The organism is Ruminococcus sp. SR1/5 (assembly GCF_000209835.1).
Taxonomy (GTDB): Bacteria; Bacillota; Clostridia; order Lachnospirales; family Lachnospiraceae; genus Blautia_A; species Blautia_A fusiformis.
In genome coordinates this window covers 842945-868099 of record NC_021014.1, presented here as the reverse complement: position 1 = coordinate 868099, position 25155 = coordinate 842945, and the positions used below count along the sequence as shown (strand labels likewise).

The following is a 25155-nucleotide window of genomic DNA, read 5'->3' as shown; positions in this document are numbered from 1 at the left end:
GCAGCTACAAAAGATCCCTTTGTCAGACGGAGGATTGCACGAAATACAATTTTACCATTGTGTTTGATAAATATAATTTTTTATTTGCATCAAAACAGGATAACAGACAATCACAATTTGGACCATTCCGATAGGAAATGCAGCTGCGCAGCGGTACTTCTCCTATCTGCATGACCGGAAGCAGGCTGTCCTCTTCCCAGATTTCCCATCCACAATCCACGCGCAGCAGCTTTTCTTTCCAGATTTCTTCTGTATCTCTTTTTATTGGAAAAGCAATTTCCTGTTCCAAATCTCCTTCATGGTATTTCAGCTCCATGAATTTTCCTAATAACTCAGCATTTACGATTCTTCGGATCTCTTCCTTCTTTTTCGGCTGCCTGTTCAGAAAGGAAGTCATGATCTCAGCGCCGCCTTCATAAATGAACTTCTGGATATTGGATTTATTTTCCGCAACAAAAGCATCCGAAATATTCAATTCTGTCTTTAAATTCTTCCAGGAAGGATCCTGGGCCAGCAGTTTGTCCATCAATGCAGGTAATCCGGAACAGCCATTTAAAAGATTCTGATTATGTAAAAGGAAGTAAACCTGATTATCCCTTGTAAGCTCTTTTAAAAGTTCAGTAAAATCCATTAAAAATATCAGAATCCATATGGCTGTTTCATGCCGAAGATCTCGAATGTTTTTAAAATCCTCCTGCATCCATCTGGAAAGCGGCTTTTTTGACAAAGCTTCTGCCAATCGCTCAACCTGATTTTCCTCTAATGCATCTGTCAGGCAGTCTCTTTTTATCAACTCACGAATCACCCGAAGACGATCATCACTTTTGGAGTATGCTAAACGATCATACAGGTCTATATAGACTGCTTTTACATTGTACAGGATTTTCAATTCTTCAAATACACGAGGCTTCGAAAAAAGTGATTCTTCACTCTTTCTCCAGGGAACTACCATATATTCACAATCCCTTAAATTCTGCTCATTTAAAGTATTAAGATTCAGGCATCTTTTATAAACCTCTTCATCCAGAATCAACGAATTCCTGTCAAGGTTTATGAGCCAGTCTCCATTCTTTCGCAAAAGTTCCAGGAAATGTTTCTTCCGTTTCGTAATGGCATACAGGATAAGCTCTGTCTTTTCCAAAGTCAGCTCATAAAGATCCATATCTGGAAGCGGATTTCCATACAGAGTGTTCACATAGGCTGCCTTTCCATTTGAAATCTTTTTAAAATCTGCATCCGGACCTGTCAAAAATCTTATCAGCTTTGGAATGTCTGCATATAATGATTCGTTCCAAAGCCACAAGTGAAGAAAAGAGGCCTGCCATTCTTTTGGAATCTGAGTGAGAATTACTTCCAGTCCATTCCGAATTTCTTTTGGATGCCGGCTCAGTTCTTCCAGCTGTTTCTTATTTAAGCTTTCCGTTTCTTTACAAAACTCGGATAAATAATTTACAAGTTCCATCAGATCCTGCTTCAAAAGTAATGCCAATGATTCCTCATCCTTGAGCAGCTCATAAAGAAGCTCCGTTGAAAAAGCCGGATTTATCAAAAGCATGCGTATCTTTATTCCCGCACGGGCAACATCAAACTCACCAATGCAGGTCTCAAGACTTGCTACAAGCTGTTTCTTTAACTCTTCTTTCGGTTCCAGAAAAGCATAATATTTCAGATAAACATATACGATCCGGTCCGGGATTTCTTTATCTGCCAGTACTTTCTCAATCTTTTTATAGGGGAATTCGGACAGTTTTTCATTTCCTGCACATTCTATGACCATTCTGATGCGGTCTGGTTCTAAAATAGAAAAATCCTTTTTGTTCATTTTCCCCAAATAGCTGAGTATTTCCGGATCGTCCATCAGAGAAGAAATCGTCTCCTCATTTAACCCCTCCATCAGACCGGAAAGTTCCTGCTGATTTACCAGTCTGGCCGCATTCATACAGGAATCTTCCCCTTTCTTTCCTATCAGTTTCAGGGGAATTGCTGCATTTTTCATTTCCCTGTAAATATTCATGTGATTTAAGATTCTTTCGATCATCACGCTACCTCTGCCCTTTCTATTAATTCAGTAATCTCCGGTAACTCCATGCATTCGTCCTGGTACATATTTTCTGCCAGCTTAAGAAGATACAGAGCTTCCTTTTTTGCCATAGGCTTTTTCGCTGTTCCTGCAAAATTATCTTTTAAATACGAGGAAACGATCTTACAGTAGAGCTTTTTATGGCCATATGAATAACGACCATTCTTGTAAAACTCATAAATAGACTGAATCTCCTTATCCGTTTTTCTGTTTTCCCGTAATATCTGATTAAACTGCTGTTTGATGTTTTTTTCAGTTTTCCAGTGATCTATCCGTTTTTTCTGTTCCTTTAGCCATTCTTTCCGTTCCTGATATCTTTTCCGATCCTCTTCTGTCATATATTTCTGATACAGGGTTTCTCTTCGATAAGAATCACTTATAAATGGAAGAAGCAATTTGGAAAGCTCATATGCTTCTGACTGTTCCATCCAAAGTGCTGTACTTTCCTTTAAAAGTAAGGCCGTCAGGTATTCTGGATAAATATCCGGATATTCATAAAAGAACTTCTTTTCTACCATTGAAAACAGTTCCCGGTGTTCCTTTTTTCCCAGAACTGGCGAAAAAAATTCGCACTCTCTATGTTGGATAGCATAGTATCCCAAGGAGAAAGTTTCCTTTAAAATCCTCCAGGGGCTTAAGAATTCGCATCCATCCATTCCAATCTCATTGATTAAAAATTTCAGCATAGGATAGGAATGCTCATTACAAAGACCCTTTATTTCACTTTTTAAATATCCTGCCATAAATTCCCATTTCTTTTCCAAATCTGGCTCTTCATTTTTATAATCCTTTACAAACTCTTCCAGATACTTTTTTCCATCCAAAATCCCATGCAGGATCAGCCGGTTGAAAACCACATGTAGTTCCGGCTCACTCTTTTTCCAAAAAACATCCTGGTATCTTTTTCCTGTAAGGTTTTCATAACGTTCCAGATACTTCAGCAAACTTTTCGTACTGTATGTTTTGCCTTTCAGAGTATCTGTAACACACGCTTCAAATTCTTCCGAAGAGAGTTCTTTTACCAGAGGATCCCATTTTTCTTCTGTCAGATCAATGTAGTGCCACTCTTCCGGTTCATTACTTCTAAATGGAAACAACGTAAGAAACGTTTTTACATTTTCCACCCTGAACGTTTCATTCATGCATTTTTCCAGCCGTTCTTTACCGTCGATACGGACAGAAAGTTTCCCATATGTTCTTAAAATCCGTGAACAAAGTACATAAGCTTCTTCTGGATATGTCTCTTTTCCGGGCAAAAATGCCTCTAATACATTCAGACTAATTTTTTCTGCTGTCAACCCGGAAAGGCTTATCCGATCGGGTCTCTCTACAAAATACATCAGTACAAAATTTAAAAAAGCGGTCTCTTTGTCGGAATATCCAAACATACGCATACGTTTTTCCAAAACGGCATCCGCATTTTTAGCATTTGTGCCTGTTAACTTTACCAGCAGTTTCAGGATATCCAGATCCTTTTTGCGATACCCTTTAAGCTTTGTCATTACTTTGCCTACCATCCACACGAAAAGATTCCATTCAGTAAATACGGATATCTTCCGGTTCTTTGAAAAGCTGTCAGCAAGTTTCTGTTTTATGCCTTCCCACAGTGTTTCATCATCCGGAAGGATGGACATGGCAAACAGCATTTCTTCTGCTCGCTCAAATGGATACGCATGCATGGCCTGTTTCCACCGATTCTTTTCCTTTTCCTCACAGATATAATTGATACTGATCAAAAACAGGTCTTTCTCTCCAAGAATCTGTTTCATCTTTTTCCAGAACAGATCCTTTTGTGCCCCATTGAACATACAGGTCTCCTGTAAAGGCATCATCCTTGCCAGGGCAAGTCCGAGGGCACGGTATGTCTGCTTTGTCAAGGTCAGATGTTCTCCGATGCGCTCCAGGACTTCTCCCGGATAGTGCAGTCCATAAGCGGTTTCCATGTCTACTTTCGGCTTTTCCAGAAACATGTCATTTTCTTTTAATTGCATATAAATTTTATATTTTTCCTCATTAGATGACAGCTTATAGATCAGGTTCGTCATCTGACGGTACAGGGTAATATCAAGCCATTCTTCATAACTCTTCCATTCCATCCAATTTCCTCCTGTTTTCCCATATAAAAAGGGGACTGTTCGCCAGTCCCCCAAAATTGTTCTTATGCTGCCAGGATAATCTTCTTTTTCCGGCTTGCATAAGTGATCGCCATTGTAGAATGTTCCATGCCTCGCTGTTTCTGGTATTGCTTTACATCTGCATAATTTGTAAACGAAAGGATCTTACCATTTTCCTCTAACAAGTTCTCTTCGTTATCTTCCATATTTTCACTCCCGCAGGAAGCCAGCGTCCAGTTTACATGGCAGATATAACAGGTCATGCCTGCAAATCCCAGATACTTATGTACATACTCTTCCGCTGCCTCAGCACTCGGAAAATAACGTGCATACTCCAGGGAACGGCAAACGATCCGGTCTTTGTACCATCCGGCAAAATACCGGTTCTTTTTCAGTTCAAGTACATACCCTGTCAGATAAATCTTCTGTAAAGCATTTTCTTCCTCGTCCATCATATCAAGAAACTGTTCCGCATAGATTTTTTTCCATTTCAATGTGTTCTTCTTTATTCTTTTACGCAGCATTATCTTTTTCCTCCTCAGTTCCCACAATGAGTTTTTCTATCATTCTGTACAAGTTCCGGAAATTTCCAGCCTGTCTGCGGCGTGTCATGCAGTCCTGTTCAAATGCCCGGATCACAGCAGAAGTTCTTGCAAACAGTGTGAAGATTTCCTCATCTTTCAGCTGTATGGTAACCTCTTTTTCTTTCCGATAGCTGTCTTTTTTACAATACTGGCCGCCATTGGCATTATGCATTGCTACACCGGTGCCATTCTGTATCCTGACAACCCACGGATAATTCAAAACTTCTCCTTTGTTGTTGCGAACCTTCCTCTGTATGGAAAATACTGTAACTCTTCCCATGTTGGAATTTTTATCCTCGCAAAAGATCTTTTGCTGGAAGAATTTAAATTCCTGTACATTATTCCATATACGGGAGTACAGGTATTTTATGATTTCCGGGCTCAGATTTGCATAAACGCTGATGCTGTCTTCTTTGCTGTAGTCAACCATGACAGCGCGGATCCTGGAATAATCGCTGGCAAAGTCTTCGTGAAAATGCCAGAAATCCTTTGGCTCTGCCATCCGCAAAAAGCTATTAAATTCCAGTAACGTATTCTGTGTCTTATGAACACAGATCTGTTTTGATACATCCGTATTCTGTTCTTTTTCTTTCCTGTTTTTCCTGTTCATCCTTACCTCCTGATAAAACGCAGCAATTTCTTTGTCAGAAGAGCTGGAAGCTGTTCAAGATCCGTAATATCCAGAAAAGATTCCTCATAAATTTCCTGAATTGCTTCCTTGTCGCTTCCGATTGCAGCCGTCTGAAAGAATACTCCCTGCTGCAGCAGCTTTTTCCGAATCTTCTGAAGGTCCCTTTTTTGCCCCTGTGCCTCCATACTGGTTTGCATTAGGTGCACCATCACTGATCACAAACAGCAGTTTCTGCTTTTCCGGTCGTTCTAAAAGCCGGCTGCCAGCATACCACAATGCAGTTCCATCCCGGTTGCTTCCATAAGGCTGCATACCAGCGATCCGGAACCGATCCTTTTCATCCGTTTCAAAATCTGCGCAGCAATGCAGATACACCGTTTCGTCTTTCAGGTTCTCATGCCGGTATCCATCTGTATGATGTCCGCACACCAAAACCGGTATTTCTGATTCCATACAAAAATCATACAGGCAAAGTGCTGCAAGAATGGCATGATCCATCCGTTCCCCACACATGGAAAAAGAATTATCGACCAGCACAGCCACACAGATATCCAGCTTTTTTCCTGGCTGTTGTTTCTTAAATACTGCCCCAGACGGTGCAGCTATGTTTCGAAGATCTACCCGACGTCCAAGAAAAAGCTTATGTTCCGTGCGTTCTTTCTGATTTTTCAATATAGGAAGCAGTTTCAGGCGAAGTCTCTTTTTTACCTGTTTAAGCTGCCCCTCATACTTTTCTGTCTGTAATTTTAAAAAATCTGATATCTCGGTCTTACGGCAAAGTTTTTTCTGTACCAGGTCATGGCCTTCTTCAAACGGTATCTCCATCAATTCCTTTTGAAGATGTTCGAAAATTTCTTTCTGTATCTTTTCATCAAGCGTCTCTTTCGCCATTTCATAAAGGATTTTTTGCAAGGCATTATCACTGGATGCTTCCGTTTCTGAGGCAGGGATGCCACATTCATTCTGTTTGTCTTCGAAGCCGCCAGACTCCCTGACACATTTCGGAAGATTTTCACACAGTTGCTGTAGAAACTTCTGAAGCTCTGCCGTGCGCCCGTTTTCATGGCCTTCCGTTTCCTGATCCTTTCCGTTTCTTTCTGCTTTGTTTTCTGTTTCCGACTCCTGTTCCGTATCCTCTTTTCTGATCTTATCTTCATTTTGCTCAGTCTGTGCCCCTGTGTTACCCTGCTTTTCTTCCTCCGGTTCTTCTTCGGATTCAATCTGGTTTTCCTTTTGCCCTTCACGCTCTTCCTGTTCTGGCTTTTGCTCTTCATTTTCTGTACTGTTCTTCTCTATTTCGTCTATGATTTCCGCAAAATATTTCCAGATCATCAGAAGAATATGGTTGGTGGCAAGATATCTCTCCATGTCATCTGCTGCCTTTCCCGCTTCATCAATGACCGGCATAAGCAGTTTTAGTGTATCAATAAGCTCGTAATCCGCACCATCCCAGGCATTGACCCTTGAAGACAAGGCATACTGTGCACACAGGTTCATAAGAATAGATAACCTGTCTTTCTCCGTTTCCAGCATTTCCCTAAGTGTTGGAAGCCATTCCACATTCCGGTCACGATTCATAAGGATTCCCCTGCGGATGCTTCCCGGAAAAAGGGCGCACATCTTCTCTTCTATGTACATATCATTCAAAAGATTGCTGAGATAAGATGCTGTCTGCAGAAAGATAGAAAGAATTGCTTTATCTTTTCTTTCAAAGTAGACATTCATCGCATCCAATGCCTCTTTTTCCTGTGCATTTTCCGGTACTGGCTCCTTTGGATACCAGCTGCCATTTAACATATTCTCGGCATACCTTTTTCTAAGTGCAGAATCCGTATACCGGTAATGTCCGCATTCATGTCCCAGAATCCCGATCAGACTGTCACTTTTTAATTCCAGTGTCAGAAAACTTGACGTAATCTGGTTTCCAAGATTTACGGCAACTGTTTCTCCCTGATTCCATCCTGCAATCCCTGAATTTTTATCATCGTATAACCGTAATGTAGTCAACTTTCCACCCGTGATTTCATGCCCGATCGAGGTCAAAAGATCACGATACTGCGGCGTATGAAATACTTTTTCCGGTGTCAGTTTTTCTTTCTCTGCACATATCCGTTTCCGGTATAAAGCCTTTTTCATTCGTTTCCTCCATCCGTTTTTAATCCACATCACAATGAGGAAGAAGAAAGACGCGTTCCATAGTTCCCCGTTCTTCCCTGTCCATGGATGCTTTACTGAGCAGTGCTGTCCATGCTGACCTCCTGAGATCATTGGAAACCATGTAACTTAACACCCAGTTTTCCAATTCCCGGTATCCGCATACGCCATCTGTAATGTCCTGTTCGATCAAATATTCATGGATCTTGCAGACCGTGGCAGCCATAAAGGACAGAAGTTCTTTGTTTTTAAACCCGGTTCTTTTCATTGCCCTTTTTGCCATTTCCTCTTCTGTCAGGGCTTCCTTTGGCTGAATCAGGTTCATTCGGGAAAGAACGGACTGGTTGAAGTTCTGACAGCCAACATAATCCAGATTGGTGGTCATGATCACAATCGTATCCGGATTTCTCCGTATCTGTTCTCCATTTACCAGATCGGTTACAGCTCCATCGTCAAACAGGGAGTTTAATCTCGTAAGTGTCCCAGGTTTTTCAATCATGGCCGGCTCCTGAATTTCAATCACAGATGGTTCCCTGCATGCCTTTACGATTTCTGACTCTTTTAATAGGAAGTCTTTTTCATTTTTCGACTTTTCATAGCCTTTTTCATAAACTGCTTTCAGGATCTCCCGAAAAGCTTTTTCCCGGCTGATCCCCTCTTCATAAATGCCATTTACCGTTGCAAGAGCTGAAGCCGGATCCATTTCAATGTCTTCCAGACGTGGCAATTCCATTTCCAGATGTGCTGTTCCGCCCATATTTGGCACGGTGGTCGCTAAAAGTTCCAGTTCATCCGTTCCAGGTCCACAGGTGAACACATAATATGGAAGCCCTAAGATCTGGGCGATCATTCTGGCATCCGTTGTCTTTCCAGTACCGGCATCGCCTGTCATCATAAACAGCCTTGCCGGTGTCTTATCCACCATCTGCAGGATTTCTTCAGCTTCTTTACTTACCAGATAGTCTTCCGGAAGCGAAGGGATCCTTTCTTTTGTCCTTTCATTTACATCCCATCTGCCAGAGTAGATCTGTTTTAATTCAAAAAGTGTTCTTTTTGTCTTCTCATTTACAGGCAAAAGCACATGAAACTTTCCATAGATTTCATCGTTTGGCGCATATACCCCGGCCGCAATTTTATATTCCGGAAGCACATCTTCCAGTTCTTCTGTATGGAACTGACTCTTTTCCAACGGGATTGCCCGCTCCGGATTTGCTATGACTTCGCAATATATGGCATCGCAGCAGATAAATGCTGCCCGCAGTGCAGCTTCCTTGTCTTCCCATTCATTTTTTCCTGTTCTTCGAGTATTCGGAAATTTCTTTGGAACTCTTCGTTATACAAAGGATTATCCGGGACCAGATTTGCATACGCCAAAAGAGCCAGATACTGCTCCCCTGTATTTTTGCCTTCCCGGATTCCCGGAAGCTTCTCGTTTTTTCTTCTGTCTTTAAAATCCCACTGAAACGTCCGTTTTTCGAATTATAGGTCATTACATACCTTCCCTGTTTTCCAGGGTATTCCATGCAGAAATAATTTATGGTATCCCTGCCCCTTTGTATACCGGCAGCACCAGAGTCATTTCCTTTTCGAATCTGAATCAGTGTCAGAAGTGCATGTAACGTAGGCCCATGAAGGCGGGAGACTTTTCCCTGCTTCCTGATATTTTGCATGGAACAATCCGCTTCCTCATAACTGATCCGTTTTTTCCCTGCTTTTTCCAACATCATCCGAAATGGGTCCGGAATGGGTTCTTTCATAATCCATGGTGCATAAAAACAAAGAGATTGCATCTTGTTCCCTCCTCTTTTATTTTTGTGATTTTCTGCATACGAAGGAAAGAAACAGGCAGAGCATTGGACTTTTCCAACGTCTGCCTGTCATTCATTCTTTATGCGGTCTTTTCCTGTTCCAGGATTGCTTCATATATTTTTCGGATACGGTACCCAAACATGGTGTTTCGCCGGCTGATGTAATCCGTCCGGATAGCCTGTGCGATTGCACGTTTGCTTCCCACAATTATAAACCTTTCTCTGGCTCTTGTTACTGCTGTATAGAAAATGTTTCTGCGAAGCATCCACCGGAAACATGGAAGCATTGGAAGGATTGCCATCGGATATTCACTGCCCTGAGCCTTATGTACCGTAATCGCATATGCCAGTGTCAGCGGCCAATAGTCTTCCTCCTGATATTCCATGACCCGGCCATCCCCAAAATCTACACGCATGACCATTTTTTGATCTTTCCGAAAAATCCCTACGACTTCTCCAATGTCGCCATTTGCTACTTCATCGTTGTTTTTTGTCTGCATGACCCGGTCACCTTCCCGGTAAGTATTCCTGCCATTTGTGATTTCCGGATAACCGAAACGCTTTGGATTCGCAATGTCACGCAATACCAGATTCAATGCATCCGTACCTGCTTCCGTATCTTTCCGAAGCGGTGACATCACCTGCACTTCTTCCAGAGAACCGTTTCCCTGCAGCACTTCTTTTCGATAGATCTGCTGTATCTTTCGAGAAGCCTCCTCCGGTGTGGAAGCCGGAATAAACCGAAAGGTATCATCAAACACCAGATTCAGCTGATTCTTATTGATCTTAATGGCATTCTGGTTGATGGTAGAATTCCCTTCCTGCCGGAAGCATTCATCTAAGACAGTTACCGGAAATACGCCGGAATCGATGATCTCCTGAAATACTTTTCCAGGCCCTACGGATTCGATCTGATCTTTATCACCCACCAGAACCAGTCTGGCACCGGATTTAATACTGGAAAACAGTTTATCCGCCAGATACATATCAACCATGCTGAACTCATCTGCTATGATCAGGTCATCTGGAATTGGCTGCTCGTTCTTCCATTCTTCCTCTCCAGCTTCTCCTGTAAGCCCTATGGATTTATGAATCGTCAGTGCTGGATACTCTGTACATTCCCGCATTCGTCTTCTGGCGATGCCTGTAGGTGCACATAAAAGGATCACCGCATTTTTATCCAACGCTTCCTGTACAGCAATGATGAAACGGATCACCGTAGTCTTTCCTCTGCCGGGTCCTCCTGTAATGATGGATACCGGGTTTTCAAAGACATTTTTTACTGCCACCTGCTGTTTCGCATTCAAAATAATATCCTGTTCTTTCTGGATCTTTCTTAAAATACGGTCAACATTTACAGCCATTCCAGTCTGCATATGAAGCCTGACTAATGCGGCAGCAGCTCCCAGTTCGGCCTGAAAGCTTTTGCGTGTATAAAACCCTCCATCGTGGCAGATCAGGCTCCCATCTGTATGGATCATATCATTGCCTGCATCCCGGATTGCCCGTTCAGAGACCGTTGAAACATCTTTGTTATGATTTAAAAGTTTTTCGACACGTTCAATGATGTCCTCTCTTTTTAAATACAAATGTCCTTCGCCTTCTGCTTCTGACATAATATGCAGAATAGCAGCTTTGATACGAAGGGGATCATCTGCACGGAAATGTTTTGCCTTTACTGCAATCTGGTCAACAGTCAGAAATCCAAATCCATGAACCTCACAGAGCCGGAAAGGCTCCTCCTTCACGATCATAACTGCAGCAGGGCCAAATTTCTCCTGTATTTTTTGATACTTTTGCAGGAGTCACCCCAAAAGGGGACAAATACATCATCAGTTCCCGGATAGAACTGCTTTTTTGATATCCTTCCAAAATATCATCTAAGCGTTTCTGGGTAATTCCTTTTATCTGAAGAAGTTTCTCCGGGCTGTCATTAAAAACATTCAGTGTGTCTTCCCCAAACGTTTCCACGATGCGGGCTGCCATTGCCGGTCCGATCCCTTTAATCAGGGATGACGACAAATATGCCCGAATACCTTCTTTTGTGGTTGGCATGGTTACTGAAAAATTACTCACGCTATACTGCATTCCATATTTTGTGGGTTTCCATTCTCCCGTCAGTTCCACATCCAGGCCTTCGTTCGTCGGAAGTTCGGTTCCAAACGCCTGAAATATTCCATAATTTCCATTCTTCTGTTTTTTACTTCCTCCGGTAAATCTTCATTGGTCATGTAGGAAGCTACCGTATATCCACTTCCTGCATTATAATAGATCTGCCGGATGGCTTTACAGCAAATACTCATGTCTCAGCTCCTCTCTACCATGAGATCCAGAGATAGTTATTGCATCCCATACTGGTGATGAAACCATCTTTCTTTAGTTTTTCCCGGATCACCTCTGTCTGTCCGGAAGGATATCCTTTTAAAATTCCAACCCTCTGATATTTCCTTTTTCCAATGGAAATCCAGCAGATTCCTTCCCTGTTTACTGAAAAACGATGTCGATTTTCAGATTCCAGAGTTTTCCGAATCGCCTGTATCCGCTCACATCCCTCATTTTCGTACCATATGGCAGCCTGTGCCCTGCATCTTGACTGCTTCTCCTGATTATCGAAATTTATCGTTTCCGATCTCTTCTCATGATTTTTCGGTAAATCCTCGGTCTTTTCAGCATCTGCATGTACTTTACGGGCATCTGCATGGTTCTTTTGCTGTTTGTTATCATCATCATTCTCATTCGTTTCCTCCTTGTCCATTTTCATAATAAATTTTTCATAGAAAAACAATCCTGCTGCAACCGGAATGACCAGTGAAAGGGACTGTATGATCACTGCCAGAAATACCGGCCATAAAAATGGTGATACTAACAGACCAAAAATTCCAGTTATCACGCACAGCTTTTTATGTGCATACAACCATTTGTTCATTTCCTCCATCATAAGCATTTCCTCCTATGATTTGCTCAGTCAAAATCCAGTTTTTCATCATCTGTTTCCATGTAACGGTCATCAATATCCTGACTACGCTCTCGGCTTCTTGCCGAAGTTCCTCTGGATCTTGTCCCGCCAGAATTTGATCTCCGTCTGTCATCCGATGCATCTGTCCTGGTATTGCTTCTGTATCTTCCACCTTCACGTTCCCTGTCATAGTCACGGTCATCCAGTTCTGCTGCTCTTTCACTTCTGGTGCTTCTGGAAGCTGAACGCTGGTTTTCTGCACGGTCAGAACGGTTTCGATTAGAAGATGCCCTCGTTTTCGTTTCTCTTTCCAGTTCTTCCCGCTCGTCATTTCCAGATTCTAAAGCTTTCTTACTTTCTGCAAAAGAAATCTCTTCAATCATAAGCCGCATGCCGTAGACATTTTCACCAGCCCGATTCTTGTAGTTGTCATTCTGCATACGACCTTCTACCAGAATCTTGATACCCTTAAACAGATATTTTTCCGCGAACTCTGCTTTTCTGCCAAAAGCCGTACAGCTGAAGAAATCTGCTTCCGGATCTCCTCTTCGTACAAATTTCCGGTCTACCGCCAAGCGAAAGTTTGCAATGGCAAGTTCTCCATTCTCTGTCTGTGTGTAGCGTAAATCAGGCTCATTTACTACTCGTCCCATCATGATTGATTTATTCATAGTTGTCCTCCCATAGCTTTATAAGGTTTTCCAGTTTCATTCCAGATGCTCCCGCATACATTTGACTAATGCTCCCATACCATTTTTTCGGATCTCGCGGGCAGCAGAGTCAGCCGTACATAAATTTTTTGCCATCTCCAGTGATTCTTCTCCCGGATGTGTTGCAAACAATACCGGTATCAGATAAAACAGAGATTTTTTGACCAGCATATCATATGCCATCTTAAAAGATTCAGGCGAAGTTTCTTTTCCATCTGGATTACATACAATCTGCCATACTCCTGGATATTCGATAATCCATTCAAGAAGGTGCACGACCTCCTTTTCCATCTTTTTTCGTTTCATAACGCCCTCCTTGCATTCTGAGTTTCCTTGTGTTTTTTATGATCCTCCTTTCCTTATTTGCTGATCTGTACTTGTTGTCTGCCATATTTTTGCAACAAAAAAAGGCCATTTAGAAATTTTCATTCTAAATGACCTTATTTATTACAAAGGCAGGAGGCTTTTGGCTCCTTAATGTTTTACTCCCGGTCAGATCCGGAACCAGCGTTTCTTATCTGTGTCTACAGATACAAATACAAATCTCACAATCATATTAACACAAGATATTGTTGGCGTCAATCGCACTTTTGCTATATTTTGTATACCATATAAAATTTTTACACCTTTATAATCCGTGTTTTTCTTTTATAAAAACAATTTGTCCTAACGAATCTAATAGATCCGTATTTATTTTCCCATATTTTTCATATTCACATGTTCCAATGAATAAATATCCTATATGATATTTTTTATTAATTCCTGTATTTCATTCTTATCAGTTGAAGTATATATCGTCTCTACATCTGCTTTTCGCTGGTTCTCTTCTTCCAGATTATTTCTCCATAACCATTCGTGTACATACCATCCGAGAACAGTCGGAAGTCCCGTCATTGCTGAAACACGATTGTCATAGTCTTTGTAGCTGTCACCGCATGCTTCCAGAACTATCGGCTGCCCTTTGACATTTTTGTTGAGCCATCGAATTGCCGCCGCATCATCCGGAATCGAATTTTCCAGGTATCCTGTTGCATTCAGTGTCTGATAAGCACTTTTTCTTGGAAATCCATCAAACCAATGGTCAATCGCATTGCACAGATATCCGCAGGTTGATATAAGAAGCAAAATCGCAGAAAATCCAGCCAGGATCTGTACGAAAATAGTTTTTTCATCCTTCGTCTCTCTCCACTCAATGAATTTTCCTTTAAGCATCTTATTCTGCCTGTCACAAAATAAACCAATATATATGACATCATAAGGGCAAATAAAATGTACGCCTGATACGTCAATTTAAACATGGTATTTGCTCTGGGTGCTGTTTTTTCATAGATATCTCTGACGTAAACAACTTCAGGAATAAAAATCAGACCTGTGGCACAAAGTACAAGAACCACACTATATAAATCTGAATACTGTATATTAAAAAAAGTTCTGCAACTTTTTATCCTGAAATATTTTTATTTTCATCAAAACACCCACGACAAATGGCACACACACCAGCAATGGGAAAGCCCATAATACGCAAAACTGGTAAAAAGCTGTATGTATCTTTACAGTTCCGATTCCCTGCACCATCACATTCTGGAAGGTCAGATGAAACGGAAAAGATACCACTACAGCAATCAACAGCAACTCACTCCATTGTACAAGGCTCCATTTTACTGCTGCTGTAACCGAAGCAGAACTATATCTTTTTAGATTTCCAAAGAACAGCGTTCCGCAAATCACCACATAATAGATCATGAAATCCCAGGTATTGGAAAACAAAAACATTCCCAACAGCAGGCCCAAAACGCCTATCTCCTTCTTTTTCCAGCTTTTTCCTTTATTATTTTTCATCCAAGCATAGAGGATTCCCAGCACAGTCAGCACCATAAATACATTGATCACATGTGCATGAAGATCTCCGAGCACAAAAGAATAGGAAGGAAATTCATGAATCGTTTCATCCCCTTCTACAACAGGATCAAAGCCTATATAGCGGGTAGAACTTGGAAACCAGTAATCTTCCCTTATTTTCAGCAGTTGAAAAATCACTCCATAAATAATATAGTGGAGATTTCCGCTTATGGACACCGCCATCCCTGCCAGAATGCCTCCTGCTTCTGCAATCCATTCCCTGTGCCTTTTTATTTTCAGTCTGTCTTTCAGCATCTGCCGGATGAGAGAAAACGGAAGTATAAAAGCAAATGCTGCTATCATTGTACGCATCAGGTTATAAGTGATCTCTACTCTGGTCCCTGTCAGCTTTGTAAGAAATACAGCAAGGTACTGACCGCCATAATAATAATTAAATGTCTTTCCGGCATACCACATATCCTGGGCAGGCAAAGTCGTGCTTCTCATCATGGACTTCATAAAACCAAAATCCATATACTTTTCAGTTCCATGCGCGGCTGGGTGAAAACCTGCAAGATATGTCCAGAAAAGAAATACTGCAAAAAACAAGATTTCCTCCTGATAAATAAGTGTTATATGCTTCCAAGGAAAAATCATAGAAATTTCTTTCTTACTTTTAGCTATGTACAAGAAAATAATTGAACAACTCAAACCAGTAACTACGATACAACTTTGTGTTGTAAACGATATAACCTTTAAGGATGTCAGCCCCCACTGTATATAACCACATAAAGCTACTGCCAAAACTTTTGAATACATCCAGCCTTTATCATCAAATTTACTGAAAATCCTAGAAGTTATTGGCAAAAACACCACTCCTAATAGCCAGAGCAGTTCCCACCAAGTCATAAAAGTAAAAAATCCGAATCTAACAGCCAATATGAAAAAAGCAGTAGTAAAATGGCGAATACTATCTTAATCCCATACTGAAATTTTCTATTTTTCATAAAAATATCCAAATTTGAACCTATTTCTTTTTAGCCGCACATCTACTACATTGGTAATATCCTTTCTTTTTTACCCAATTATGGCCTAATGGTGCTGTAGGTGTTGGTGCATTTCTAACCTTTCCGCAAGCACACACATTGCACTTTTCTCCCGACGCTGTACAAGTTGCTTTTTTAGTTACGACCCAATGAAATCCTGTATGTTTTTTTGCCGTACAACTAGCTGCATATACATTAGTTGTATTTCCTCCAACGGATAAACACGTACAACACATTAAAATCATCATGGCATATAATACTTTTTTCATGATAAGTCCCTCCTTTTTATTCTCTACAATGTTGTCGTGCTTTTAGAGTATGACAATTATACGTTTTTGTCAATGCTTTTTTCTCTACATTCTTGTAAATATTGACATTGTTTAATTTTTTGTCTTGACTACAGTAATTATTATATTGTACAATAATAAAAATTAAAAATAATGTAAGGAGATGGCATTATGCAGGAGCATTATAATCTTTCGGATACCGAATACCAAATCATGCAACTTTTTTGGAAAAGCCCAGATCCGCTTCCTTTTAATGAAATTTTGAAATATTGTAATGAAGAACTTCAACTTAATTGGGCTGTGGGTACTGCTCAGACTTACCTTAATCGTCTAGTTTTAAAAGGGATCTTGAAAACCAATAATAAACGTTATCGTAAATTATATTCTGCACAACTCAGTGAAGCGGAACTTGCTCAAAAATATGCTCACCAGTTTGTAGATGACTCTTTTGGTGGATCTCTAAAAAATTTCCTGGTTTCTTTTACGCAGGGCACCCAGTTATCTCAAAACGATGTGAATGAACTAATAGATATTCTGCATTCTAATATATCTGATGATAATACTTAATGAAGTTCTACGGGAGGTATGCTTCCATTGAAAATGTTAATCTATTTACTTTTATGTATGAGTACATCAGGTAGCATTTTTTTTCTTATCTATTTGCTGCTTAACTTTCTCACACATGAATCATTTACAGCTTCATTTCGATATACGATGTTGAAATTGAATATTTTTATTTTTTGTTTCCCTTACCACTGGTTAAACATCTGATACAAACATGGTTTTTTCACCATAATTCGGATCTTATCAAAACAAAGGGGAGTTATTTTTTTGACAGTAATCATTTTTTATATGTGACCCATACAGGATTTATCTTTCCTACCCTATTTACTTATCAAAAAGTTTTAACAGGATTATGGCTAAGTCTTATATTATTAATCATAATTTCTCAGATTTACCGCTTTTATAGTTTTAAACATAAGATCAGACAATGCTTATTACCACTCAACAACTATGATAAAGAATTACATTCTATAAAAGCAGATTTGAATATAAAAAAGACTGTAACTTTGTACTATTGCAATATGGAAATTTCACCTTTTACATATGGAATAAAATCCCCTAATATTGTACTTACTTCACTTGTTACAGATGAATCTAAAGATATGATTTTACGACACGAATTACAGCATATAAAATCTAAAGATTTTATATTTCGAGCATTCTCATTATTGGTAGTCTTGTTACACTGTTTCAATCCAATATCATATTTACTTTTAAAGGACTTAAAGGAGATTCAAGAAATGAATTGTGATGAAAAACTAATTACCAAATTCACACCTGAAGAACGCATAAAGTATGGACATATCTTAATTTCAATTTCTTCTAAAGCGAAATATTTAACCGCACCTGCACTTTATCTTTCTCAAAATAATAAAACTTTCTTAACCAAACGTATCAAAAAAATAGCTTCCACAACATTCAATAAAACCTCACATGTAATTATAGCAACTATAGTTCTATGTATTTTTAGTTCTATTCCAGTATTTGCCTATTCTCCAGAAACTATTGATTGGAGAGACAGTTCATCACAAATCCAGGATAGTATAAAAAATTCAACATGGATAGAATTAGAAATAGATTCTTCTATAGCCACGGAAAATCCATTAGCTTTTCCAGATGATGAAAAGTTTTTTTCAAACTGCAAGCAATATATACTTTTAGATGATGGGACTATACTTCCACTACCAGATACAACCGTTAAACCATTTTCCAAATGCAAACATTCTTTTAAAAATGGCACTTTTAAGAGCCACATTCCCAAGGGAAAAGGCTGCACTGTAGAAAGTTACAGTGTAAGGGTCTGCACAAAATGCAGTGCAATTCAGAATAAGGCATTGCTAAGTTCTACGCATTATCCCAAGTGTCCACATAATTGACATATAACAAGCCTCAAAATCCGGATAGCTGATAACAGTCTATTACGATTTTGAGGCTTGTTGATTATTAAAATTATTTACTATAAAATACTCGATACAATGCTAGCTTATTGTGATTTCACTAATTTGGAACATTCCCTCTTTTTCTAACACATCTGCCGGATGAATTACAAAACAAATTTCTGCTATTTGTCCTAATGCCTTGGATCGCATTTTCTTTAAAGGTATATGTATTTTGTTTTCTCCATAATTTATTTGAAATTCCATAGTTCCCAAAGGTCTGATTCCATCAGAATGCTTGAATTCTACAAAAATTCTAGTTAATGAATTTGTAAAACTTGTCAGTAAAAAATTGAATTCAGCCTCATCGTTGAAATCCAGATATCTGCCTAAATCTATTTTATCTGGGAAACCTAATACCATGCTAATAAAGTTAGGATATTTTACATTTTCCTTTTCATATGGATTCATATTATAATTAACTACAATTGCATTATCCTTAATACTATATTTGACAATATCTTCTTTACATCGAAAATCAATCTTATCATCAAAATATGTTCCAATATTTGCCATTTCGATAATATTTTGATTTTTTAATAAAATTTGATCTATCTCTGTTATAAGAGCGTGTAATTTTCGATTTGCTCCCGCACCAACATGAATTTTTCGTTCCAGGTCTATATATTCAAGAAGTGATCTGATATCCTCTTTGTCATTAATTTCTCCTACCTGAATATTCATCATTGGTGTTCCTGCCAATGCCTGACTTTTGGTTACCGGATACAACGCATATGGAAAAATGTAATCTTCCCCTTTGCTTTCATACTTTTTTATCAAATAAGAATATGCAACCCCCAATTCAATCATGCAAAAATTTTGCTCTCGTAATACTCTCTGCTCAAGACTGGAATAAAAAGGTCGCAGGCATCTAATTCGTCAAATATTGTTTTTACAAAGTTTTTTCCAGTTCCAATGCTTCCCTTTTCAGAAGAGCAAAACACTTCAATTTCACTATTAATTGATTCTAAAAATTCTGCGAATTCTAAAACAATTTCCTCGTTTTTTATTGAATGACTAATAAAAATACGCATATCTTAATTTCCTTTCTTTCAAATAAAGTTACTTGATATGTCCTAATACCAGCTCTTTCAAATAGATTTTTTCATTTTCAATATCTATAATTTTTTCTTCACGTAACCTTTCAATGGTTTTATCCCATTCTAAATTATCCGGATATTTATCCAGAGTCCTCTCGCACCAATGCAGATATTCCTGTTGAACCTCTGATTCACAAATTCCCTGTTCGTAACAGTTCCGTTGGTGTAAAAAATATAATACATAAGCATCTTCCTGTTTGATTTCCTGCTTTGTAGCTTTTTGAATAAACAGAGCTGTGACGATTAATAATTGCAGGTAATTAAAAAAGCTCTCTGGTAAATTGACTGATGCAACCAGTTCTAATGCTGCTATAATTGCACTTTTGATATTCAGACGCACATTTCCTAATTTGTACGATGCGGATTCTTCTCCCAGAAAAATCATTCCCTTTCTGGGATCATCAGGAATTACCAGAATATTTCTATCAATAAATTCACCTCCAGCTTTCCCTTCAATCCCAAGTGTTTCTGCTTCTTTTATCACTTCATGGATTAATAAATGATTATACTCTTCTGCTTCATGTTGGGTCATTTACTCATCTCCTCATTCTGTTTCTTCGCTCTGTATGAATAATTTTATCCAATTTCCCTTTTCTTTTTTAGAAAAACCTGATCCCTATATTCATCATAGACGTCAAGGAATCCACCATATAGATGATTTCCATCTATCGTATCAAAATCATATTCATCTCTATCTACAATGGCAAATAACTTTCCTTTTCGCTTAACTGGGTTTGGATGCTCTGAGTCTGAAAGCATTGTCTTATACAATACACGGTCTGTATAATAATACAAGTCAAAAAATCCATATACATTGCAGGTGCCAAATAAGTATATTTTTCCAGAATCGGCTCCTCATTACTCTCCTTCATGATAATTTTAAGGACAATATCATAGGCTATTGCATCTGCATCGTATTCTTCCTTCTCCAGATGTCTTTCGGAGTATTTTTTGCCAATATGCGCGAGATAAGCATGTGCAATTTCGTGAGCCATGCTGAAAACTACAATCGTCCAATAACAGTCTTCTGCAAGTTTCATAATCTGCATATCTCCATTTAGTAAATGCAGCAAAGCATTATTTGCATCAAGTGCCTGCATCTCGCCAAAAATACATACATCATTCATCAAAAAAAGTGTGTATCTAAAACAGTCTCCGTAAATATCCAAGTTATCAAATTCTTTGGACCACTTGAACATTGCTACGAAAAAAGAAATCACTGTTGATTCAAATAATTCATCTATATGAATAAAAGTTGGATTTTTTGATCGTTATAAATATAGCTATTGATTGTCTTCTGATAACGATTATTTAACTGAATTGCATTTCCTTCAAAATCATATTCTTTTTTAAAATACTCTTTTACTAATTCAAACATTTTAGGGAGATTATATTTTTTCATATTCTCCCGAATTTGTTCTTCTGTTAAAAGTCCTGAGAAATTTTGCAGCATTCTTTGTATGCCAACTTCATCATTTTTTATTTCTTCACCTCCGAAGCGAAATATATCATACGTTTGTGACACCATAAACTTTTCTAAAAAGGGGATTTCATTCTGATCTTCAGGTGATTTTTTTGCCATATTTATCATCTCCCACTATTTGTTTTTCCTATATTTTACCATATTTTTATTATTGTCACTACATTTTAATATAAATATTATATAATTTCAAAAAAATAAGAGCTGCCACTCCATGTATTCATGAAAGGCAGCTCCTGCTTAAATCATTTTTATTTAACAACTACTTTTACTTTTTTACGGATCTTTCCAGATTTCACTGTGATATAGGCTGTTCCCTTTTCTTTCCGGTGATCACACCCTTGGAATTTACCGTCACGATTTTCTTATTTGAAGAACTGTAGGTAACCTTCTCCTGGGAAGTGATCGGGCTGATGACCGGTTTCAGCGTAAGTTTTTATTCCTTGCAACGGTCACCCTGGATTTCAGTCCGGTGATTTTCGTTGTCCTTACCGTTGTTTTCTGCACAGTAATGGAAATGACCTGTTTCTTGCCGCTAGCCAGTGTAATGGTCACTTTGGCTTTTCCGGCTTTCAAGCCTTTCATCGTTCCCTTGCTGTTTACAGAAACGATTTTCTTATTGCTGGAAGTCCAGCTTTTAACGGAATCACCTTTTGCAAGTCCGGAAACCTTTATTTTTGAAGTAGACTGTTTTACTTTCAGCTTAATGCTGGTAGCCGTTACTTTGATCGTAGGTGTCAGTTTTTTGCCGACAGTCCTCTTTTCCTTGCGGCCCTTGTTGCTGGTACGCATCTGTACAGCCGGTGAAAATACTGTGGCAACAGAGATCGTTTTCCATGGTCCGAATACCTCCGGAACTTCTGTAGGTGTTGGTGTCGGAACGATTTCTTTTCGCTGTATGGTAAGAAGATAGTCTGTTTTTCCGCTTCCGGCAGCTGTTACCGTGATCTTCACCTGTGCTTCGCTTGCATCGGTTTCCCAGTATACATTTACACGTTTCGTTTTTCCGTTTGCCACAACCGGCATGGATACTTTCTCAACACCTTTTACTTTCTGTACCGTTACCGTGGCATCCCCATCTGAAGGTTCCACATAAAGGCGGAGGAACTTCTCTTTATTTTCCTCTTTGTCTGCAAGGTACGAAACAGTATAGCTGGTTTTAGTGCTGTCAAATACCGGTGATAATGTAAGATATTTCGAAGTGTCTGTAAAAGTATTGCTGGTACTTACCACCAGGTTTGCCAGGGAAGAGTTTCCAAGCCCACTGGTAAGGTGGAAGATATAATCCCTGCTCTTTCCGTTCAGTGTTGTTTTAACCGTAACATCTGCCTGTCCGGATCTTACATCTGCCACATAGGTTCCATTGGAAGCTTTTCCGTTGACGGTCAGGGTACATCCGGCAGGTGCTTTAAATGTCAGGGTCACTTTTGTAGCATTTTCGGCAACCCTTAAGGTATGCTCTTTTTGCGAACGCTGGAATGCTTTTTCCCAGCTGACCCGGCCAGTATCTGCTTCTGCTGATACACTGTCAAGGTAAGCTCCATTTGTTTCCAGTGCCATCAGATAACAGGAGTCATTCTTATAATAAAGTGTCCCATCCCTGTCCACGCAGATCGGGCTGATGCAGTACTCCTGCTGTGCAAGTACCGGACGGAAGAGTTCTTCCGGTTTTCCGGAAGTCTGGCCCGGCTCATCTGTCAGCATATAGATACCGCCAGGTTTTGCATTGTAGGTAAAATACAGATAGACACGTCCATCCGCTTTGCCATCTCCATTAAAGTCCTGGTTTTCATAAGCGGTCGAAAGAAGCGGTGCTGCCTGCGGATATCCCGGGATAGAGACTTTATATGCAAGGGAAAGACCGGAAGCGGATTCTGTCAGGACATCAAAAATGGTGTCCCCCATCCGCATTGTACTGTCCGCCGTTTCCGCAGACACCTACATAGATCCTTCCTTTATAGACGACCGGTGTAGATGTTGCCGCACCGCCCAGGTTATAGCTTGCCACTGCGCCAAAAGTACCGTCTGCATTCATGGCAACCCGGTAGAGATAGCCGCCTTTGGTAGTAAAATAAACATATCCATTGTTATAAACGATGGTGGAGCGGATATCGCCGATCATATCCGTGCGCTTGTCGATCAGCTGTCCGGTGTGCGTATTAACCGAATACAGGATAGATGTATAGGCATCACCGGCCCCGTCATCAGAACCAAACACCAGATAATTTTCGGACGCATAAGCACCTGTCCAGTAAAAACCGCCTTTGTGGTTATATTTCCAGGTACAGTATTTTATCTCATCGCCTTTTGACGGATCTTCATCTGTAACAGAAAGGCAGAAGTAAGAACCAGGGGTTGTATCCGAAGTCCAGGTTCCGGTATAAATATATCCATCTTTATAGGTGATCGGGGAAAGTGTCTGGCCGCCCAGGCTCTCACTGATCCAGAGGGATTTTAAAGAAGTAGCACTCAGTGCCTGGATCTGGCCGCCGCCGATCTGTGCAAAAAGCATTCCTTCCGCATAAGCAAGCGGGATCATTGCATACTGCATATTTCCGTGCATCTGTTCACTGGTCTGCACGATATCCCCGGTATTTTTATCTATTTTATAGATGAACTGTCCGGATGCCACGTAAAGATAGCCGCCCAGGATCAGTGGAGGGGTAAGTGCTGCATCCCATCCCTTTGCATCCAGATGCAGGGACCATTTCTGTACCGTTGTATCCTTGCTGGTCGGCGTGGAGGTATTGGTGATCCCGTTGTTTGTTTCACTGTTCCGGTAACTGCTCCAGTCATTATCCGTGATCTCTGGCTGCGTTGCCGTCTGCTGTTCCAGTTTTACCTGGATCTCTGTTTCCTCACCTACCGTAAACTTCTTTCTTCTGGAGATATATCCATGTCGTGACACATTCCAGGTGTACTCATCCCCATAATAAAGGGAATCATACACATCCGCATCTTTGGAAGGTTCCACGCGCTCCCCTTTGGAATCATATACACTGACCACTGCATCCGATGGATCTGTTACAAACGTGATCGAGGACTTTGCTTTTTTATGTACGGTGATCGTATAGGTTCCTGTGGAAGTATAAGTGATATCCTGATAAGCCGGATCCTGATAAGTCCCGTCTTCTTTCATCTGGAATGTGATCTTGGTCTCAGAACCGTCAAGAGGGATCTCAATGGCATTGCTGCCGGATACTGCCTGTCCGTTTACGGTAAGGCCATACCACTTGTCATTAAAGGCTTTTGCAGAAACTTTTACAGATTTTGTATTCTCACCCACTGTCACATCATAATCCCTGGTGATACCGGCACTGTCAAACTCTGAGATCAGGTTTTTGGCCATGTCCGTGTCCGAGGGAAGGTAACAGCCGATCATGGAAAGGTCCAGCCTCCGGAGCACTACGATCTTATAAGTCTGGCTGTCTGTAGCTGTACCGGCTGTTACTGTGTAAACAGCCCTTTTTCCATTATCCTTTGTAAAAACATTTGAAAAATTATAACGTTTCCCATCGGTATATCCGGTTGCAATGATCTCACTCTCAACCGTCTTTCCATCAAGATCGCAGGCAGATAACCGGATCGTTGATCCCTCCGGTGCATCGGCCCCAAGATCTGCCGTTACATAAAATCCGGTAGAATTATAACTGGATCCGATCTCAACGGTATAAGTTTTCCCGCCATAGGTTTCATCCAGGTCTTCCCTGCGGCTGATCTCCAGAGGATCTTTAACGCCATAGCCGGAATACACACTGAGATCCTTGAGATATTCTTTCGTGCTGTTCTCCCCGGCAGCTGGAGCATCCTCAAAGGTAAGTTCTGCAGAATCTTCATCGTCAGAGCCGTCCATGACCAGTTCCTCCTGATCCTCGCCGTTAAATTCCCCTTCTGAGAATTCTGGTTCCTCTGTTTCCGGTTCTTCTGTAATCTCCACGTCACTGTCTCCCGGCTCTTCTGTGATCTCGGTTCCTTCCTGGACATCCGGCTGTGCTTCCGTCTCTGCTGCCCCGGAAGAAAAATCACTTTCCATGGATATGTCGGCTCCATAGACCGGAGCTGTCCCTGCCAGCATGCTCACCGACAGAAGGACTGCCAGCCATTTTCCTAGTCTTCCTTTCATCTGATGTTTACCTCCCTTTTTGATCTTTTACTGCTGAAGCAGTGGATTCCTGCTTTTTATCTTTCTGAAACTGCGTCTCGCTCCTGTCCACAGGAGCAGATACAAAACTCCTGCCAGTGCAAATAAGGATAAGATCTTTGTAAAAAGTTTCATATGCGTCCAGGTGTCTGTTACCTTACTGCCAACCAGTTCCGGGATGCTTTTTCTTCATTTTTGGAGGAAGCGGACACAATACCGGATGCG

The 25155-nt window shown here is 40.3% G+C and carries 25 protein-coding genes and 1 pseudogene; 2 read left to right on the top strand and 24 right to left on the bottom strand.

All coding sequences use genetic code 11. The features are described from left to right. Nucleotides 1-22: 22 nt before the first annotated feature. The 16 genes and pseudogenes from CK1_RS04475 to CK1_RS04400 all read right to left on the bottom strand — a co-directional run bounded on the left by CK1_RS04475 (nucleotide 23) and on the right by CK1_RS04400 (nucleotide 16191). The gene (locus CK1_RS04475; protein ID WP_015525097.1) at nucleotides 23-2038 is read right to left on the bottom strand and encodes a hypothetical protein; all 2016 of its coding nucleotides are present in this window, start codon (nucleotides 2036-2038) and stop codon (nucleotides 23-25) included. After that, nucleotides 2038-4176, bottom strand: coding sequence for a hypothetical protein (locus CK1_RS04470; protein WP_015525096.1), 2139 nt, complete (start codon nucleotides 4174-4176; stop codon nucleotides 2038-2040). The genes CK1_RS04475 and CK1_RS04470 overlap by 1 nt, the downstream gene beginning before the upstream one ends. A 62-nt stretch (nucleotides 4177-4238) precedes the next feature. Next, nucleotides 4239-4718 carry a hypothetical protein gene (locus tag CK1_RS04465; protein WP_015525095.1) on the bottom strand — a complete coding sequence of 160 codons (480 nt, stop codon included), beginning with the start codon at nucleotides 4716-4718 and terminating at the stop codon, nucleotides 4239-4241. After that, complete coding sequence (locus tag CK1_RS04460; protein ID WP_015525094.1) at nucleotides 4708-5388, bottom strand: hypothetical protein; 681 nt, start codon at nucleotides 5386-5388, stop codon at nucleotides 4708-4710. The genes CK1_RS04465 and CK1_RS04460 overlap by 11 nt, the downstream gene beginning before the upstream one ends. A gap of 84 nt (nucleotides 5389-5472) precedes the next feature. Further along, on the bottom strand, nucleotides 5473-7545 hold the full coding sequence (locus CK1_RS04455) for a cobaltochelatase CobT-related protein (RefSeq protein ID WP_015525093.1): 2073 nt from the start codon (nucleotides 7543-7545) through the stop codon (nucleotides 5473-5475). A 19-nt stretch (nucleotides 7546-7564) separates the two neighbouring features. After that, nucleotides 7565-8752 (bottom strand): P-loop NTPase family protein, encoded by a 1188-nt coding sequence (locus CK1_RS04450; protein ID WP_306288762.1) that lies wholly within the window; start codon nucleotides 8750-8752, stop codon nucleotides 7565-7567. Nucleotides 8753-9451: 699 nt separating this feature from the next. Beyond that, entirely contained in the window at nucleotides 9452-11119 is a 1668-nt protein-coding gene (gene recD2, locus CK1_RS04445; protein ID WP_306288761.1) for an SF1B family DNA helicase RecD2, read from the bottom strand. Beyond that, complete coding sequence (locus CK1_RS04440) at nucleotides 11091-11498, bottom strand: helix-hairpin-helix domain-containing protein (protein ID WP_306288760.1); 408 nt, start codon at nucleotides 11496-11498, stop codon at nucleotides 11091-11093. The genes recD2 and CK1_RS04440 overlap by 29 nt, the downstream gene beginning before the upstream one ends. Next, nucleotides 11489-11674 carry a hypothetical protein gene (locus CK1_RS04435; RefSeq protein ID WP_015525090.1) on the bottom strand — a complete coding sequence of 62 codons (186 nt, stop codon included), beginning with the start codon at nucleotides 11672-11674 and terminating at the stop codon, nucleotides 11489-11491. The genes CK1_RS04440 and CK1_RS04435 overlap by 10 nt, the downstream gene beginning before the upstream one ends. A gap of 14 nt (nucleotides 11675-11688) precedes the next feature. Next, complete coding sequence (locus tag CK1_RS04430) at nucleotides 11689-12309, bottom strand: hypothetical protein (RefSeq protein WP_015525089.1); 621 nt, start codon at nucleotides 12307-12309, stop codon at nucleotides 11689-11691. Nucleotides 12310-12332: 23 nt separating this feature from the next. Further along, the gene (locus CK1_RS04425) at nucleotides 12333-12998 is read right to left on the bottom strand and encodes a single-stranded DNA-binding protein (RefSeq protein WP_015525088.1); all 666 of its coding nucleotides are present in this window, start codon (nucleotides 12996-12998) and stop codon (nucleotides 12333-12335) included. Between the two features lie 36 nt (nucleotides 12999-13034). Beyond that, the gene (locus tag CK1_RS04420; protein ID WP_015525087.1) at nucleotides 13035-13343 is read right to left on the bottom strand and encodes a hypothetical protein; all 309 of its coding nucleotides are present in this window, start codon (nucleotides 13341-13343) and stop codon (nucleotides 13035-13037) included. A gap of 432 nt (nucleotides 13344-13775) precedes the next feature. Continuing rightward, nucleotides 13776-14249 (bottom strand): hypothetical protein, encoded by a 474-nt coding sequence (locus CK1_RS04415; protein ID WP_015525086.1) that lies wholly within the window; start codon nucleotides 14247-14249, stop codon nucleotides 13776-13778. 110 nt (nucleotides 14250-14359) lie between these two features. Then, nucleotides 14360-14431, bottom strand: a pseudogene (locus CK1_RS04410) (hypothetical protein); the annotation flags it as partial. Nucleotides 14432-14456: 25 nt separating this feature from the next. Then, complete coding sequence (locus tag CK1_RS04405; protein WP_306288759.1) at nucleotides 14457-15785, bottom strand: DUF2298 domain-containing protein; 1329 nt, start codon at nucleotides 15783-15785, stop codon at nucleotides 14457-14459. A gap of 118 nt (nucleotides 15786-15903) precedes the next feature. Next, nucleotides 15904-16191: a hypothetical protein gene (locus tag CK1_RS04400; RefSeq protein WP_015525084.1), complete on the bottom strand. Its 288-nt coding sequence runs from the start codon at nucleotides 16189-16191 to the stop codon at nucleotides 15904-15906. Between the two features lie 189 nt (nucleotides 16192-16380). Here CK1_RS04400 and CK1_RS04395 point away from each other — a divergent pair, with 189 nt between their 5' ends. Together CK1_RS04395 and CK1_RS04390 are read left to right on the top strand one after the other, a co-directional pair. Next, the gene (locus tag CK1_RS04395) at nucleotides 16381-16776 is read left to right on the top strand and encodes a BlaI/MecI/CopY family transcriptional regulator (RefSeq protein WP_015525083.1); all 396 of its coding nucleotides are present in this window, start codon (nucleotides 16381-16383) and stop codon (nucleotides 16774-16776) included. A gap of 287 nt (nucleotides 16777-17063) precedes the next feature. Next, on the top strand, nucleotides 17064-18149 hold the full coding sequence (locus CK1_RS04390; RefSeq protein WP_306288758.1) for a M56 family metallopeptidase: 1086 nt from the start codon (nucleotides 17064-17066) through the stop codon (nucleotides 18147-18149). Nucleotides 18150-18251: 102 nt separating this feature from the next. Here CK1_RS04390 and CK1_RS04385 read toward each other — a convergent pair whose 3' ends face one another. The 8 genes from CK1_RS04385 to CK1_RS04355 all read right to left on the bottom strand — a co-directional run bounded on the left by CK1_RS04385 (nucleotide 18252) and on the right by CK1_RS04355 (nucleotide 24912). Further along, complete coding sequence (locus CK1_RS04385) at nucleotides 18252-19019, bottom strand: hypothetical protein (RefSeq protein ID WP_015525081.1); 768 nt, start codon at nucleotides 19017-19019, stop codon at nucleotides 18252-18254. Next, nucleotides 19016-19243 (bottom strand): toll/interleukin-1 receptor domain-containing protein, encoded by a 228-nt coding sequence (locus CK1_RS04380; RefSeq protein WP_015525080.1) that lies wholly within the window; start codon nucleotides 19241-19243, stop codon nucleotides 19016-19018. The genes CK1_RS04385 and CK1_RS04380 overlap by 4 nt, the downstream gene beginning before the upstream one ends. Before the next feature lie 28 nt (nucleotides 19244-19271). Beyond that, nucleotides 19272-19841, bottom strand: a complete 570-nt coding sequence (locus CK1_RS04375; RefSeq protein WP_015525079.1) for a hypothetical protein — start codon at nucleotides 19839-19841, stop codon at nucleotides 19272-19274. A 163-nt stretch (nucleotides 19842-20004) separates the two neighbouring features. Then, nucleotides 20005-20349: a phage exclusion protein Lit family protein gene (locus CK1_RS04370; protein WP_306288757.1), complete on the bottom strand. Its 345-nt coding sequence runs from the start codon at nucleotides 20347-20349 to the stop codon at nucleotides 20005-20007. A gap of 200 nt (nucleotides 20350-20549) precedes the next feature. Further along, the gene (locus CK1_RS04365; RefSeq protein ID WP_015525077.1) at nucleotides 20550-20891 is read right to left on the bottom strand and encodes a hypothetical protein; all 342 of its coding nucleotides are present in this window, start codon (nucleotides 20889-20891) and stop codon (nucleotides 20550-20552) included. A 193-nt stretch (nucleotides 20892-21084) separates the two neighbouring features. Then, nucleotides 21085-21195 (bottom strand): Ig-like domain-containing protein, encoded by a 111-nt coding sequence (locus tag CK1_RS17975; protein WP_353611216.1) that lies wholly within the window; start codon nucleotides 21193-21195, stop codon nucleotides 21085-21087. A gap of 17 nt (nucleotides 21196-21212) precedes the next feature. Continuing rightward, nucleotides 21213-22700 carry an Ig-like domain-containing protein gene (locus CK1_RS04360; protein ID WP_015525076.1) on the bottom strand — a complete coding sequence of 496 codons (1488 nt, stop codon included), beginning with the start codon at nucleotides 22698-22700 and terminating at the stop codon, nucleotides 21213-21215. Next, complete coding sequence (locus tag CK1_RS04355) at nucleotides 22675-24912, bottom strand: cadherin-like beta sandwich domain-containing protein (protein WP_015525075.1); 2238 nt, start codon at nucleotides 24910-24912, stop codon at nucleotides 22675-22677. Before CK1_RS04355 ends, CK1_RS04360 begins: the two co-directional genes overlap by 26 nt. Nucleotides 24913-25155 lie beyond the last annotated feature (243 nt).

What these genes read in the sequence shown, in the direction of transcription:
- CK1_RS04475 (WP_015525097.1), bottom strand. Translation starts at nt 2,038, where the DNA reads ATGATCGAAAGAATCTTAAATCACATGAATATTTACAGGGAAATGAAA.
- CK1_RS04470 (WP_015525096.1), bottom strand. Translation starts at nt 4,176, where the DNA reads ATGGAATGGAAGAGTTATGAAGAATGGCTTGATATTACCCTGTACCGT.
- CK1_RS04465 (WP_015525095.1), bottom strand. Translation starts at nt 4,718, where the DNA reads ATGCTGCGTAAAAGAATAAAGAAGAACACATTGAAATGGAAAAAAATC.
- CK1_RS04460 (WP_015525094.1), bottom strand. Translation starts at nt 5,388, where the DNA reads ATGAACAGGAAAAACAGGAAAGAAAAAGAACAGAATACGGATGTATCA.
- CK1_RS04455 (WP_015525093.1), bottom strand. Translation starts at nt 7,545, where the DNA reads ATGAAAAAGGCTTTATACCGGAAACGGATATGTGCAGAGAAAGAAAAA.
- CK1_RS04435 (WP_015525090.1), bottom strand. Translation starts at nt 11,674, where the DNA reads ATGAGTATTTGCTGTAAAGCCATCCGGCAGATCTATTATAATGCAGGA.
- CK1_RS04430 (WP_015525089.1), bottom strand. Translation starts at nt 12,309, where the DNA reads ATGATGGAGGAAATGAACAAATGGTTGTATGCACATAAAAAGCTGTGC.
- CK1_RS04425 (WP_015525088.1), bottom strand. Translation starts at nt 12,998, where the DNA reads ATGAATAAATCAATCATGATGGGACGAGTAGTAAATGAGCCTGATTTA.
- CK1_RS04420 (WP_015525087.1), bottom strand. Translation starts at nt 13,343, where the DNA reads ATGAAACGAAAAAAGATGGAAAAGGAGGTCGTGCACCTTCTTGAATGG.
- CK1_RS04415 (WP_015525086.1), bottom strand. Translation starts at nt 14,249, where the DNA reads ATGCTTAAAGGAAAATTCATTGAGTGGAGAGAGACGAAGGATGAAAAA.
- CK1_RS04405 (WP_306288759.1), bottom strand. Translation starts at nt 15,785, where the DNA reads ATGACTTGGTGGGAACTGCTCTGGCTATTAGGAGTGGTGTTTTTGCCA.
- CK1_RS04400 (WP_015525084.1), bottom strand. Translation starts at nt 16,191, where the DNA reads ATGAAAAAAGTATTATATGCCATGATGATTTTAATGTGTTGTACGTGT.
- CK1_RS04395 (WP_015525083.1), top strand. Translation starts at nt 16,381, where the DNA reads ATGCAGGAGCATTATAATCTTTCGGATACCGAATACCAAATCATGCAA.
- CK1_RS04385 (WP_015525081.1), bottom strand. Translation starts at nt 19,019, where the DNA reads ATGATTGAATTGGGGGTTGCATATTCTTATTTGATAAAAAAGTATGAA.
- CK1_RS04380 (WP_015525080.1), bottom strand. Translation starts at nt 19,243, where the DNA reads ATGCGTATTTTTATTAGTCATTCAATAAAAAACGAGGAAATTGTTTTA.
- CK1_RS04375 (WP_015525079.1), bottom strand. Translation starts at nt 19,841, where the DNA reads ATGACCCAACATGAAGCAGAAGAGTATAATCATTTATTAATCCATGAA.
- CK1_RS04370 (WP_306288757.1), bottom strand. Translation starts at nt 20,349, where the DNA reads ATGAAACTTGCAGAAGACTGTTATTGGACGATTGTAGTTTTCAGCATG.
- CK1_RS04365 (WP_015525077.1), bottom strand. Translation starts at nt 20,891, where the DNA reads ATGGCAAAAAAATCACCTGAAGATCAGAATGAAATCCCCTTTTTAGAA.
- CK1_RS04360 (WP_015525076.1), bottom strand. Translation starts at nt 22,700, where the DNA reads ATGCGGATGGGGGACACCATTTTTGATGTCCTGACAGAATCCGCTTCC.
- CK1_RS04355 (WP_015525075.1), bottom strand. Translation starts at nt 24,912, where the DNA reads ATGAAAGGAAGACTAGGAAAATGGCTGGCAGTCCTTCTGTCGGTGAGC.